Consider the following 13,509-nt stretch of genomic DNA (forward strand, 5'->3'; position numbering starts at 1 on the left):
TTTATTTCACAATTAGCCCATTAGACAGGAGTCTACCAAAGAGATGGGATCCCGTCAACCCGACCCCGCCCTCGCCGAAGCCCTGCTGACCGAGCAGACCCGCCTCACCGCTCTCTACGACCGCCTGGACGCCGTCCGCGAGCGGACCCGCGCCGCACTCGCCGCCGCCCACGCCGGCGGTACGGCCGGCGGCACCCACCAGGCCCGCCTCGAACGCGACGTCTCCGCCGCCGAGCACGCCCGCCGCCTGGCGCAGCTGTCGGCCGTGGAGCACGGCCTGTGCTTCGGCCGCACCGACGACGCCGAGGGCCGGACCCTCTACATCGGCCGGACCGGGCTGCGCGGCGCCGACGGCGAGATCGTCCTGACCGACTGGCGCGCCCCGGCCGCCCGCCCCTTCTACACCGCCACGCCCGCCGACCCCGGCCCGCTGGTGCGCCGCCGCCACCTGCACACCCGCGAGCGCACCGTGGTCGGTCTCGACGACGAGGTCTTCGACCTGGACCGCCTCGCCGAACCCGACCGGCGCACCCTCGTCGGCGAGGCCGCGCTCATGGCGGCGCTGCGGCGCGGCCGTACCGGCAGGATGAGCCAGGTGGTGGCGACCATCCAGGCCGAGCAGGACCGGGTGATCCGCTCCGGCCTGGCCGGAGCGCTGGTCGTCGAGGGCGGCCCCGGCACCGGCAAGACCGTCGCCGCGCTGCACCGCGCCGCCTACCTGCTCTACACCCACCGCGAGGTGCTGTCGCGGCGCGGCATCCTCGTCATCGGCCCCACCACCTTGTTCTCCCGCTACATCGGTCAGGTGCTGCCCTCCCTCGGCGAGACCGACGTGGTGGTGGCGACCGTGGGCGAGCTGCACCCCGGCGTGCGGGCCGGCGCCGACGACCCGCCCGCCGCCGCCGTCGTCAAGGGCGACCTGCGCATGGCCGCCGTCGTCGCCGCCGCGGTGCGCGACCGCCAGCGCCTGCCCGACGGCGACCTGGAGGTCTCCTTCCCGGTACGGACCTCCCTGCGCGGCGGCGTCGAGGTCGTGGTCGAGGAGATGACGGTCCGCGCCTCCCGCGCCGTCTGCGCGGCCGCCCGCGACCGGGCCCGGCGCTCGGGCCGCCCGCACAACGTCGCCCGCCGCCTGTTCGTCCTGGACGTGCTGCGGGCCTTGGCCGCAGACGAGGCCGCCCGGCTGGACGCCCCCGCCGACGCCGAGGACCTGGCCTACGCCCGCAAGGTGCTGTGGAGCCGCCCCCAGGTGCGCGAGGCACTGGACGCCCTGTGGCCCGACCTCACCCCCGAGCGGCTGGTCGGCGACCTGCTGTCCGACCCGCAGGCGCTGGACCGGGCCGCGCCGCGGCTGACGGCCGCCGAACGCGGCGCCCTGCTGCGCCCGCCCGGCTCGCCGTGGACGACCGGCGACGTCCCGCTGCTGGACGAGGCCGCCGAACTGCTGGGCGTCGACGACCCGGTGAGCCCGGCCGCCGAGCGGGCCGCCGCCGACGCGCGGCGCAAGGAGGAGGCCTACGCCCGCGGCGTGCTGGAGTTCACCGGCCTGGCCGAGGACGAGATGATGGAGGCCGCCGCGCTGGCCGAGCGCCACCGCCCGGCCGGCCCGCACGTCACCACCGCCGAGCGGGCCGCCGCCGACCGCACGTGGGTCTACGGGCACGTCATCGTGGACGAGGCCCAGGAGCTGTCGGCAATGGCCTGGCGGACCGTGATGCGCCGCATCCCGGCCCGCTCCCTGACGGTCGTCGGCGATCTGGCGCAGACCGGCTCGGCCGCCGGGGCCCGCTCCTGGGGCGAGGTCCTCGACCCCTACGTCGCGGGCCGCTGGCGGGTGGAACGGCTGCAGGTCAACTACCGCACCCCGGTGGAGATCATGGAGGTCGCCGCCGACGTCCTGGCGGCGGTCGCGCCGGACCGGCGGCCGCCGGAGTCGGTGCGCGAGGGCGGCGACCGGCCGCGCGCGGTACGCGCCTCCGCCGGGCGGCTGCCGGGCCTGGTCGGGCAGGAGCTGGAGGCGGTCGGCGAGGGCCGGCTGGCGGTCATCGTGCCCGCCGCCCGGCACGCCGAGGTCTCCGCCGCCCTGGCGGCGGGCCCTTCGGAGCCGGCCGCGCTGGACCGCCCCGTCGCGGTGCTGACGCCCGCCTCCGCCAAGGGGCTGGAGTTCGACGCGGTGATCGTGGTCGAGCCCGCCCAGATCCTGGCCGGTTCCCCCAGAGGCGGCCAGGACCTGTACGTCGCCGTCACCCGCGCCACCCGCCGGCTGACCGTGGTCTTCGCCGACGACCTCCCGCCGATGCTGTCGCGGCCGGCCCGGCACTAACGTGGGCGGTCAGTGACCCCAGTCGTCTCACAAGAGGAGCCCCGTCGATGTCACCGGTGCTGGAGGGTACGGCTCGCGCGCTGCTGCGCAGGATCGCGGCCGAGCAGTCCGAGTCGAGACTGCCGTCACTGGCGGCGGCCGTGGTGCGCGACGGGGAGATCGCCTGGTTCGGCGCGCGCGGCCGCGTCGAGGGGACCGGCGGAGACGGCGGCGCGCAGGAGCCCGCCGGTCCCGCCGGTCCCGCTGCGCCCGCCGTACCCACCGTGGACACCCAGTACCGCATCGGGTCGATCACCAAGAGCATGGTCGCCGTCGTGGTGATGCGGCTGCGCGACGAGGGCCGCCTGGACCTGACGGACCCGATCGGCAAGCACCTGCCCGGCACTCCCGCAGACGAGGTGACCGTCGCCCAGCTGCTGTCGCACACCTCCGGCCTGACCGCCGAACCGCCCGGCCAGTGGTGGGAGCGCACCCCGGGCCTGCCGTTCACCGAGCTGCTGGCCCTGCTCGGCCCGGAGGCGGCCCGGCACCGGCCCGGCCGCCGCTACCACTACTCCAACCTCGGCTTCGGCCTGCTGGGCGAGCTGGTCGCCCGCCACCGCGGCACCGACTGGGCCACCGCCGTAGGCGAGGAGATCCTCCGGCCGCTCGGCATGCGCGACACCACCACACGGCCGCGCGCGCCGCACGCGCGCGGCTACGCCGTCCACCCGTGGGCCGACGTGCTGCTGCCCGAACCCGAGCACGACGCCGGCGCCATGGCACCGGCGGGGCAGATCTGGTCCACCCCCGCCGACCTGGCCCGCTGGGCGGCGTTCGTGGCCGGCGACACCGGCGGCGTGCTGGCCGCCTCGACGCTGGCGGAGATGCGCGAACCGGCGACCGTCGACGACGGCGACGCCTGGACCGGCGGCTACGGCCTGGGCCTGCAACTGGCCAGGGCGGGCGGGCGCCGCCTGGCCGGGCACACCGGTTCCATGCCCGGCTTCCTGGCCACCGTCTGGGCCGACCCGGCCGACCGGACCGGCGTGCTGTTCTGCGCCAACTCCACCTCGGGGGCGAGCCGCACCCTGCTGACCGACCTGCTGGCGATCCTGGACGCCTGCGAGCCGCGGCTGCCCGCCGAGTGGGCGCCCGCCGAGGTCGACCCGGCCCTGCTGGAACTGGCCGGCCCCTGGTACTGGGGGCCGGCCCCCTACGCGCTGCGGCTGCTGGGCGGCCGCGACCTGTCGCTGACGCCGCTCGGCGGCACCGGCCGCGCCTCCCGCTTCACCGCGCAGGCCGACGGCACCTGGCTCGGCCTGGACGGCTACTACGCCGGGGAGACGCTGCGCCCGATCCGCCGGGGAGACGGCTCGGTCCGCCACCTGGACCTGGCGACGTTCGTGTTCACCCGCACCCCCTACGACCCGGAGGGCGGCGTGCCCGGCGGCGTGGACGACGGCGGCTGGCGCAGCTGAGCGACGAGCGCGGCCACTGTGTCGCCGGCGTCGCCTGCGTCGCCGTCGTTTCCGGCACCGTCCCCGGCACCGTCCCCGGCACCGTCCCCGGCACCTCGGCCGGCGGCGGGGAGCGCGCCGTGCAGCACCTCCACCCTGTGCACCACGCGCGGCGCGCTCAGCGGGACCGCGGTCGTCCCCCCGGCCGCAGGGCGGGCCGCCGCCGAGACGGGCAGCAGGGTCAGGCCGTGCCCGGCGGCGACCAGGTTCAGCACCGTGTGCAGGTCGTGGCCGTCGTAGCGGCAGGCCACCCGGAAACCGCCGGAGCCGGGCGGCTCGCCCGCCAGCTCGCGCAGCCGCTCCACCGCGACCGCGGCCGGCGCCTGCAGCCACAGCGCACCCGCCAGGTCGCCCAGCGCCAGGCCGCTGCGCCCCTGCAGCGGATGACCGGACGGCAGGACCACCGCCAAGGGCTCCGACGCCACACCGACGGCGGTCAGCGGCCCGACGTCGGGCAGGCGCAGCGGATCGCTGGGCGCGGCGATCCCGTCGACGAGCCCCAGGTCCGCCGCACCCGAGGCGACCTGCTCGGCGACCCGGCGGCGGTCGGCGGTGCGCACCGTCACCTCCAGCCGGGGCCCGCGCAGGGCCCGGGCGAGCACGGGCGGGCAGGCCAGCGCCGAGGCGGCCACCACGACCGTCCGCGGCGGCCCGGCCGCGGCGCGCAGCACGTCGGCGCGGGCGGCCCGGTGACGCAGCAGCAGCGGACCGGCGTGCTCCAGCAGGCGCCGCCCGGCCGGGGTGGGCGCCACCGGCCGCCGCCGCAGCAGCACCACCCCCAGATCGGCCTCCAGCGCGGCGATCTGCTGTGAGACGGCCGACTGGGTGTAGCCGAGCCGCTCGGCCGCGGCGGAGAAGGAGCGCAGGTCCGCGACGGCGACGAAGGTGCGCAGCAGATGGGGGTCCACAGCCCATCAGTATCCCTTATCGGACCAGCAGAGATCATCGTTGGCGCTTAAGCCGCCAGGCCGGTCAGGATGGGCGCATGACCACCGCGACCGTCGCCCTGGTCGGCGACCGATCCCCCCACGTCCAGGCCCACGCCCGCATCCCCGCCCTGCTGTCGGCGCTGCGCGGGCGCGACGGGCTGACCCTGGACGCCTACTGGATCCCCACCACCGACACCGGCGGCCTGGAGCGCTTCGACGCGATCTGGATGCTGCCGGGCAGCCCGTACCGGAGCGAGGCCGGGGCGCTGCAGGCCGCCCGCACCGCCCGCGAGCACGCCGTACCGTTCCTGGGCACCTGCGGCGGCTTCCAGCACGCCCTCCTGGAGTACGCCCGCAACGTCCTGGGCCTGGCCGTCTCGCACGCCGAGAACGACCCCTCCGCCGCCGCCGAGCCGCTGCTGGTGCCCCTGGAGTGCTCCCTGGCCGGTCACGAGGACGCGGTACGGCTGGCGCCCGGCTCCCTGGCCGAGCAGATCATCGGCGCCGAGCAGACCGTGGAGCGCTACTCCTGCCACTACGGGCCCGACGCCCGCTACCTGCCGGCCCTGGCCGGCGCCGGGCTGCGCTTCTCCGGCCGCGACGGGGCGGGGGCGCCGCGGATCCTGGAACTGCCCGGCCACCCGTTCTTCCTGGCCACGCTCTTCCAGCCCGAACTGGCCGGCGACGGCACCCGTCCGCACCCGGTCATCACCGCCTTCGCCGCGGCCGCCGTCGCCCGCGCCGCCTCCCGGACCGGCCCTACCGCGGCGGTGCCCGCGCACCTGCCCGCAGGGTGAGCCGCCCCGGCTCCGTTCACCACCCGTCCGGAGCCGGTGTGGGCCGCACGGGCACTACTCGATCGCGTCGACGAACCGGCGGGCGTCGGCCTCGGCCATCCCGGTCTCGCCCCGGACCAGGAAGAGCGCCTGCTCGGCGCGCCCGGCGGCCTTGAGCTCGCGCACCCGGCCGGCCAGGTCCGCACCGCCTCGCCGCGTGACCCCCTGCGCGCCCCCGGGCGGCAGGGGCGCCCGGCCCGCGGCCACGTCGTCGGCGTAGCGCTTGGCGTCGGCCAGGCCGAGGCCGGTCTGCTCCCGGATCAGCTTGATCGCTTGGATCGCTCTGCCCTGCGCGGTCAGGTCCCGGACCCGGTGGTGCAGTTCGGCGGGGTCCAGGCGGGGCGCGGGGGTCGAGGGCCGGGCACTGCGCCGCATGAGGGCGATCGCTGCGACGGCGAGCAGCGCGAGGAACGATCCGATGATGAGGAGCTCCATCGGTCCCAGGTTCGGCATGGACCGATCGTATTGCCGCTTGCGTGTCCTGTCTCGCCCGGGTTCGCCCGGGCGGGTCCGTACCCGCCCGGGGATCCACCGCGCCGCGTCTGCGGCGGCGGTGGCCGGGAAGGTGATCCGGCGGCCGGAGGCCGGTGCCGGCCGGTAGCATCCGGGAAGATCGAGAAAGGGCGTCCCCGAAACCATGCGGCCTGCGGAGCTGAACCGTCTCACCGTGCAGGAGTCGGCCGATCGCTATGTGGAGCTGATCCGGGCCAAGACCTCGACCGGCGCCCTGTCCCCGGCCACCGCGGAGGTCTACGCCCGGGACGTGGCCACCTTCGTGCGGCTGGCCGGCGCCGGCCGGGTGCTGGACGACCTGACCGGTGAGGACGTCGACGCGGTCCTGCTGGCGTTCGCCCGCAAGCCCGACGAGCGGCGCACCCGGCCGGACGGGGCCGCCCTCCCGGCTCCCGGGCGGGCCGTGCAGTCGGCGTCGTCGCAGGCGCGGTTCCGGCGGTCGGTCTCGGCGCTGTTCAAGCACGCGGCACTGGCCGGCTGGGTGCAGATCAACCCGATGGCGGCGGCGACGGTGACCTCCAGGGAGCGCGGGGGGCTGCGCCCGGAGCGGCGGGCGCTCACCCGGGAGCAGGCGCAGGGGCTGATCGGCGCGGCCCGGCGGCTGGGCGGCGGCACGGACGCGGGCCCCGATCCCGATCCCGGAGCGGATCCGGACGCCGGCCGGGAGCGGCGCAGCCGCCGCGACCAGCGCACCGAGCTGCGGGACGCACTGATCGTGCTGCTGCTGACGACGCTGGGCCCGCGGGTGTCGGAGCTGGTCCGCGCCAACGTCGAGGACTTCTACACCAACGACGGGGTGCGCTACTGGCGGATCTTCGGCAAGGGCGGCAGGACCCGGGACGTGCCGCTGCCCGCCGACGTGGCCCGGGTCCTGGACGCCTACCTGGAGCGGGGCCGGGCCGGCTCGCCGGACAAGGCGCTGCTGCTGTCGTGGCGGGGGCGCCGGCTGGCGCGAGGCGACGTGCAGGCGGTGATCGACCGGGTGCAGCGGCGGGTGGAGGCCGACCGGCGGCGCTCGGTGACGCCGCACGGCCTGCGGCACACCACGGCCACGCACCTGCTGGCCGACGCGGTGGACATGGACGCGGTGCGGCGGGTGCTGGGCCACAGCGACCTGGCGACGCTGGGCCGCTACCGCGACGAGCTGCCCGGCGAGCTGGAGGTGGCCATGCGCACCCACCCCCTGCTGCGCGGGCCCGCCCAGCGTCCCGACGGCGCCTGACCCGCGGACCCGCCGGCCCCCTAGGCGGCGCGTTCGGCGGCGCTCACCTCGGCCAGGACGTCCAGGGAGACGCCGAGCGCCTGGGCCAGGGCGGCGACGGTGAAGAAGGCCGGGGTGGGGACCCGGCCGGTCTCGATCTTGCGGAGGGTCTCGGCGGACAGCCCGGCGGCGGCGGCCACCTCGGCCATGCTCCGGTCGCCGCGCGCCTGGCGCAGGATCGTGCCCAGCCGGTGACCGCGTTCGCGGTCCAGTTCGCTCAGTGGAGGTCGCACCATGCACGCGATCCTAGCAACCGTGATAACAATACCGGTATAAGTATTGGATTCACGGGAGAGTGGAACATGGTTGAGATCAAGACACCGGCGGAGATAGAGGCCATGGCCGAAGCCGGCAAGATCGTGGCGGCGGCCCTGGCCGCCGTCGGCGCACACGCAGCCCCCGGGGTGAGCCTGCTGGAACTCGACGAGATCGCCCGCACGGTGCTCGCCGACTCGGGCGCCACCTCGCCGTTCCTCGGCTACCAGCCGGCCTTCGCACCCACCCCGTTCCCCGCGGTGATCTGCACATCCGTCAACGACGCCATCGTGCACGGCATCCCCGGCCGCTACCGGCTGCGCGACGGCGACCTGCTCAGCGTCGACTGCGGCGCCCTGCTGGACGGCTGGGCCGGCGACGCGGCCGTCAGCCTCACCGTCGGCCGCCCCCGCCCCGACGACCTGGCGCTCATCGCGACCACGCAGACCGCACTGGAGGCCGCCATCGCACTGTGCGTGCCCGGCGGCCGGATCGGCGACCTCGGCCACGCGATCGCCCGGACCGGCCGGGCCGCAGGCTACGGCATCCCCGACGACTTCGGCGGGCACGGCATCGGCCGCACCATGCACGAGGACCCGCACGTGGCCAACCGGGGCCGCCCCGGACGCGGCCTGACGCTCCGGCCCGGCCTGGTGCTGGCCATCGAGCCGATGTTCACCGCCGGCGGCACCGACGGCTACGTGACCGCCCCCGACGGCTGGACCCTGTCCAGCGCCGACGGCAGCCGCGCCGCCCACGTCGAGCACACGGTCGCCGTCACCGACGACGGACCGCGCGTCCTGACCCGGCCGTGACGCACGGCGCCCGCCGGGGCCGGAACGCACCCGGCCCCGGCGGACCGCGCCATGCCCGGCCGGTCCCCGCCGCCCGGCACCGCTCCGCCCCCCGGTCATCCCGGATCCCCCAGCCGGACCATCAGATGGGTGACCAGCCGCTCCGGCACGGTGACGGCCGGGTCGGACAGGTAGACCTCGCGGACGGGGCCGCGCACCGGATGCCCCCGCTCGGCGCACCACGCCAGCAGCGAGTGGTAGGCCGGCGCCGACTGGTCGTAGGGCCCGACGTGGACGACACGGGCGAAGGACCCGCCGGGCAGCAGGTCCGCCTCCGTCCCGGGCGGCGGGCGGCGGCCGCGGGGGCCACCGGAATCCAGCAGCACGGCCACGGCCACCGGCAGGGGACCCTCCAACTCCACCGGGAACAACCCGACCAGCCCGGCCGGCTCCCCGCCGGCCCCGGCCGGGCTGCCGGGATCCGGCACGGGGACGCCCAGCCGGGCCACGCACACCGCGAAGGCCCGGCCGATGTCCTCGGGCGAGACGGCCACCTCCCGGGCCAGCGCGACCCTGCGGGCGGGCTCGGCCACCACCTCGACCGGCAGCGCGGGCAGACCCGCGCCCAGCACCCGCTCCAGCGTCGCCAGGGTACGGCGCCGCCGCGCCAGCTCCGCCTCCAGGCCGGCACGGACCCGGCCCAGCACCCGGTGGGGGTCGGTACCCGACAGCACCTCCCCGATGGCGGCCAGCGGCACGTCCAGCGAGCGCAGCAACCCGATCGACAGCGCCTCGCGCGCCTGCCCGGCCCGGTAGTAGCGGTAGCCGGTACCCGGATCCACCCACGCCGGCGGCAGCAGGCCCAGCTCGGCGTAGTGACGCAACTGCTTGACGCTGAGGCGGCACAACCGGGCGAACCGCCCGATCGGCAGCAGAGCCTCTTCCAGATCCTCGTTCACGTTCCCAGCATGGGCCCTCCCTGCGGGGACGATCCCATCACATCGACCGGTCCCCCTGCGGGACCCGTCCGCAGACACCGGCCGGGCAGGAGAGATGAGGGGGGAGCGGTCCGCCCGGCCGGGCGGACCCGCCCGCACCACCGGGAACGACGGCACGCACGCCGCACCGCCACGACACCCTACCCGCCGGACCCGCCGCCCTCCCGGCCGGGAGCACGACCCCGGCCCCCTAGGCTGAAGACCGTCCCCGGTTCCGTTCGAAGGAAGGCGCCCCCGCCGTGTCCAGCATCCCCGCCGCGCCCGCAGCGCTGCGCCTGTTCCGCTACGTCGCGATCGCCGAGGCGTGCTCCTGGGCGGGCCTGCTCGCCGGCATGTACTTCAAGTACATCGCCGCCACCGGCGACCTCGGCGTGAAGATCTTCGGCCCGGTCCACGGCGCCCTGTTCGTGCTGTACGTCCTCGGAGCGCTCGCCGCCGGCCGTACGGCCCGCTGGAGCACCGGCACGATCGCCCTCGGCCTGGCGTGCGCGATACCGCCGTTCACCTCCCTGTGGTTCGAACGGCGCATGTCCGCCCGCCTCGCCACCGCCGGGCCGGCCACCGCGGCCTGAAAACCCCTCCCGCCCCCCCGCAGACACCCGTCAAAGACCCAGCACGGCCCGCGTGACGGCGCGGCACCGCTCCGGGCACGTCAGCACGTCGGCGGAGCCGGCGAACTGGTCCACCGACCCGGCCGGCGGCAGCGCCGCCACCACCGGGTCGGTGACCGCCGCCGCCAGCGCGTCGGCGAACCGCCCGGCACCGATCACCTGGAAGGGCCGGCCGGGCAGACCCCGCACCGGCGCCTCCAGCGGCCCGGCCAGCCCCACCCGGTTGTACAGCGCCGCCACCCGCTCGTACGCGCGGCCCAGATGCCGCTCCCGCTCCCGCCACTCCCGCGCCGCCACCGCCCGCGACAACGCTTCACCGAGCTCGGCCGCCCCCGAAAGGCGGGCGAACCCGCTGCCCAGCCATTTCGAGTACGGCGGATAGCGGCGGCGCATCAGCAGCGCCAGCCGCATCACCTCGCGCGCCAGCCCGGCGGTCAGCACCGCCGAACCCAGATCGTCCCCCACTTCCCCGCACCGGCCCGGAAACGACTCCTCCTGCGCCAGGCGCCGCCACTGCACCGCCAGCACATACCGCCACAGATCAGCCGGATACCAGCGCAACGCGGCCCGCGCCGGCTCCAGCACGCCCAGCCCGTCGTGGAAGACCTCCCCGCTGGTGACCTCCGCCAGCCGCTGCCACGGCGCCGACAACCAGTCCAGGACGCCCACCCCCCGGACCGGATCGAACCCGAGCCGCCCGGCGAACCACTCACCCGGATCGGCGACCACGACACCGCTACCGCCCCCGAACACCGTCGGATACCCGCCGAAGACCTCGGGCAGGCCCCGCCCGACCGCCTCCCCCACCTCCTGGGCGACCCCGGCGGCCGTGAACAGCACCACCCGCGGCCCCCAGCCGTGGTCGGCCGAGCGCTCGGTGTCGAACGCCAGCACCTCCGAACCCGCGCCGATCAGCGCGGCACTGTGCGGCACCCCCTCGACCAGGGGCCGCACCACCTCCGTGTAGAAGTCACGCGACAGCTGCAAACCAGGCACGAAACTGGACATCATTCCGTCCACTCTGCCCCGGCCCGCCCTCCCCGCGCACCCGGTTTTCCCCTCGCACGGAGGCGGCCCGGAGCAGCCCGCCCCCAGGCCGTCCCCGGCCGGGGAGAACCCGTCAACCCCCGCAGCGCGCGGCCAGCTCCGCCGCGGCGACCGGCCGGATCCGCATGCCCAACCGCTCGTAGACGCGGATCGCGCCCCGGTTGGCGGTGTCGACCATCAGCGCCACCGTGCCGTGCTCGGCGGCCAGCTCACCGAAGACGAACCGGCACACCGCCTCGCCCAGCCCCCGGCCCCGCCAGGCCGGCGCCGTACCCACCCCCGCCACGAAACCCACCTGCGGCGCCGACCACGCGTCGGCGGCCACCGCCACCGGCTCCCCGCCGGGACCCCGGATCCCGGCCCACCTGCGGATCCCCGCCACCCCCGGCACCGCCCACGCCGACGGCGACGCCACCGCCAGCAGCGCCGCCACCTCACCGTCGGCCTCCGCCGGCAGCCACGCCACGCCCGGGCCGTCCAGGCCACCCGCCCCAGCGCCCAGCCGGTCCACGGCCGCCGCGCCCCGCGCGGCGCCCTCCACCGAGTCCGCGCCCCCGTCCGCCGAGGTGTCCATCCACTCGAACCCCACCGGCGGCCGCGCCCCCGGCAACCGCTCCACCACCCCGGCCACCAGCGACCGCTCCCCCAGCAACCGGTAGGACGGCCCCAGCTCCGGCAGCACCCGCCGCACCAGCTCCGCCACCGCCGCCACCGGACCGCGCACCGTCAACCGGTCACGCCGGTTCAACTGCGGACTGGCCACCGCCACCGCCCCGTCCAGCGCCCACGCCCGCACCCCGCCCCGCAGCCCCTGAGCGGCCCACACCACCATGCAGTCGCCCCCGGACGCGGCCAGCACGTCCGGGACCGTGAACAACTCCACCACCGGCTACAGGATCGCGCCCGGAACGTAGCCGGCCGCCTGCGGATGCCGGGCGGTGACCTCACCCACCCGCGCCACCACCGCCTCCACCTGCTCGGCCGCCGCCCCCGTGAAGGAGACCCGGTCGGCCAGCAGCGCCTCCAGCGCCGCCGCATCCAGCGGGAACCGCTCGTCGGCCGCCAGCCGCGCCAGCAACTCGTTACCGGCCCCCCGCTCCCGCATCGCCAGCGCCGACGCCACCGCGTGCTCCTTGATCAGCTCATGCGCCGTCTCCCGGCCCACCCCGGCCCGCACCGCCGCCATCAGCATCTTCGTCGTCGCCAGGAACGGCAGGTACCGGTCCAGCTCCGCCGCCACCACCGCCGGGAACGCCCCGAACTCGTCCAGCACGGTCAGCATCGTCTCCACCAGCCCGTCGAAGGCGAAGAACGCGTCCGGCAACGCCACCCGGCGCACCACCGAACACGACACGTCCCCCTCGTTCCACTGGTCCCCGGCCAGCTCCGCCGCCATCGACGCGTACCCGCGCAGCACCACCGCCAGCCCGTTCACCCGCTCACACGACCGGGTGTTCATCTTGTGCGGCATCGCCGACGACCCGACCTGCCCTTCGGCGAACCCCTCGGTGACCAGCTCGTGCCCGGCCATCAACCGGATCGTCTTCGCCAGCGACGACGGCGCCGCCGCCAGCTGCACCAGCGCCGTCACCACCTCGTGGTCCAGCGACCGCGGATACACCTGCCCCACACTGGTGAACCGGTGGGCGAACCCCAGATGCGCCGCGATCCGGTCCTCCAGCTCCGCCAGCGCACCCCGGTCCCCGCCCAGCAGGTCCAGCATGTCCTGCGAGGTGCCCACCGGACCCTTGATCCCGCGCAGCGGATAACGGGCGATCAGCTCCTCCAGCCGCGCGAACGCCACCAGCAGCTCGTCGGCCGCCGACGCGAACCGCTTGCCCAGCGTCGTCGACTGCGCCGCCACATTGTGCGAACGGCCCGCCATCACCGTCTGCGAGTGCTCGGCGGCCAGACCCGCCAGCCGCGCCAGCAGCGCCACACACCGGTCCTGCACCAGCACCAGGCTGTCGCGGATCTGCAACTGCTCGACGTTCTCCGTCAGGTCCCGCGACGTCATGCCCTTGTGCACGTGCTCGTGCCCGGCCAGCGCGTTGAACTCCTCGATACGGGCCTTCACGTCATGGCGGGTGACACGCTCCCGCTCCGCGATCGACGCCAGGTCGACCCGCTCGACCACCTTCTCGTAGTCGGCCACCACCCCCGCGCCGACCTCCACGCCCAGCTCGGCCTGGGCGGCCAGCACGGCCAGCCACAGGCGGCGCTCGGCCACCACCTTGTACTCGGGAGACCACAGACGGGCCAGCTCCGCCGAGGCGTAGCGGGTGGCCAGGACATTGGGGATACGCGGCTTGGCAGTCACGTTGCCTCAGCTTATCGGCGCCCCCGCGCACCGCGCGCCCGGGGTCCTCCCCGACCACCCGCCGGGCCCGCGACAGGACCGGACCCGCGGAAAAGCGGGCCGCCGTACGGCGTGCGCAGTACA

General features: G+C 76.1%; 13 protein-coding genes. 6 read left to right on the plus strand and 7 right to left on the minus strand.

Annotated features, from left to right (window positions below):
* Positions 1 to 43 precede the first annotated feature (43 nt).
* Positions 44 to 2,323: an ATP-binding domain-containing protein gene (locus HS048_RS20990; RefSeq protein ID WP_196468358.1), complete on the plus strand. Its 2,280-nt coding sequence runs from the start codon at positions 44 to 46 to the stop codon at positions 2,321 to 2,323.
* Positions 2,324 to 2,370: 47 nt separating this feature from the next.
* Positions 2,371 to 3,783, plus strand: a complete 1,413-nt coding sequence (locus tag HS048_RS20995) for a serine hydrolase (protein WP_196468359.1) — start codon at positions 2,371 to 2,373, stop codon at positions 3,781 to 3,783.
* Here HS048_RS20995 and HS048_RS21000 read toward each other — a convergent pair.
* Entirely contained in the window at positions 3,726 to 4,730 is a 1,005-nt protein-coding gene (locus HS048_RS21000; protein WP_196468360.1) for a LysR family transcriptional regulator, read from the minus strand. The two genes, HS048_RS20995 and HS048_RS21000, sit on opposite strands and share 58 nt — an antisense overlap.
* A gap of 77 nt (positions 4,731 to 4,807) precedes the next feature.
* Here HS048_RS21000 and HS048_RS21005 point away from each other — a divergent pair, with 77 nt between their 5' ends.
* Positions 4,808 to 5,548: a hypothetical protein gene (locus tag HS048_RS21005; RefSeq protein WP_068904114.1), complete on the plus strand. Its 741-nt coding sequence runs from the start codon at positions 4,808 to 4,810 to the stop codon at positions 5,546 to 5,548.
* Positions 5,549 to 5,602: 54 nt separating this feature from the next.
* On the opposite strand, the gene HS048_RS21010 is transcribed toward HS048_RS21005, so the two are convergent.
* A complete protein-coding gene (locus HS048_RS21010) occupies positions 5,603 to 6,040 on the minus strand; it encodes a 50S ribosomal protein L7/L12 (RefSeq protein WP_196468361.1) in 438 nt (145 codons plus the stop codon).
* Between the two features lie 184 nt (positions 6,041 to 6,224).
* Between HS048_RS21010 and HS048_RS21015 the strand changes: the two genes are divergently transcribed.
* Entirely contained in the window at positions 6,225 to 7,322 is a 1,098-nt protein-coding gene (locus HS048_RS21015; protein WP_196468362.1) for a tyrosine-type recombinase/integrase, read from the plus strand.
* Between the two features lie 20 nt (positions 7,323 to 7,342).
* On the opposite strand, the gene HS048_RS21020 is transcribed toward HS048_RS21015, so the two are convergent.
* Positions 7,343 to 7,597 carry a helix-turn-helix domain-containing protein gene (locus HS048_RS21020; RefSeq protein WP_068904120.1) on the minus strand — a complete coding sequence of 85 codons (255 nt, stop codon included), beginning with the start codon at positions 7,595 to 7,597 and terminating at the stop codon, positions 7,343 to 7,345.
* Between the two features lie 66 nt (positions 7,598 to 7,663).
* Here HS048_RS21020 and map point away from each other — a divergent pair, with 66 nt between their 5' ends.
* Positions 7,664 to 8,431 carry a type I methionyl aminopeptidase gene (gene map / locus HS048_RS21025; protein WP_196468363.1) on the plus strand — a complete coding sequence of 256 codons (768 nt, stop codon included), beginning with the start codon at positions 7,664 to 7,666 and terminating at the stop codon, positions 8,429 to 8,431.
* 95 nt (positions 8,432 to 8,526) lie between these two features.
* Here the strand turns inward: map and HS048_RS21030 are convergent, their stop codons facing one another.
* Positions 8,527 to 9,369, minus strand: coding sequence for a GyrI-like domain-containing protein (locus HS048_RS21030; RefSeq protein ID WP_307832576.1), 843 nt, complete (start codon positions 9,367 to 9,369; stop codon positions 8,527 to 8,529).
* Positions 9,370 to 9,647: 278 nt separating this feature from the next.
* Between HS048_RS21030 and HS048_RS21035 the strand changes: the two genes are divergently transcribed.
* Positions 9,648 to 9,980 carry a DUF3817 domain-containing protein gene (locus HS048_RS21035; protein ID WP_231647652.1) on the plus strand — a complete coding sequence of 111 codons (333 nt, stop codon included), beginning with the start codon at positions 9,648 to 9,650 and terminating at the stop codon, positions 9,978 to 9,980.
* A 30-nt stretch (positions 9,981 to 10,010) separates the two neighbouring features.
* Here the strand turns inward: HS048_RS21035 and HS048_RS21040 are convergent, their stop codons facing one another.
* From HS048_RS21040 to purB, 3 genes are all read right to left on the minus strand, one after another.
* Positions 10,011 to 11,015 (minus strand): DUF4037 domain-containing protein, encoded by a 1,005-nt coding sequence (locus HS048_RS21040; protein ID WP_307832577.1) that lies wholly within the window; start codon positions 11,013 to 11,015, stop codon positions 10,011 to 10,013.
* 124 nt (positions 11,016 to 11,139) lie between these two features.
* On the minus strand, positions 11,140 to 11,952 hold the full coding sequence (locus HS048_RS21045) for a GNAT family N-acetyltransferase (RefSeq protein ID WP_196468365.1): 813 nt from the start codon (positions 11,950 to 11,952) through the stop codon (positions 11,140 to 11,142).
* Between the two features lie 3 nt (positions 11,953 to 11,955).
* The gene (gene purB / locus HS048_RS21050; RefSeq protein ID WP_196468366.1) at positions 11,956 to 13,386 is read right to left on the minus strand and encodes an adenylosuccinate lyase; all 1,431 of its coding nucleotides are present in this window, start codon (positions 13,384 to 13,386) and stop codon (positions 11,956 to 11,958) included.
* Between the last annotated feature and the right edge of the window lie 123 nt (positions 13,387 to 13,509).

This window comes from Planomonospora sp. ID91781, from assembly GCF_015711595.1.
Taxonomy (GTDB): Bacteria; Actinomycetota; Actinomycetes; order Streptosporangiales; family Streptosporangiaceae; genus Planomonospora; species Planomonospora parontospora.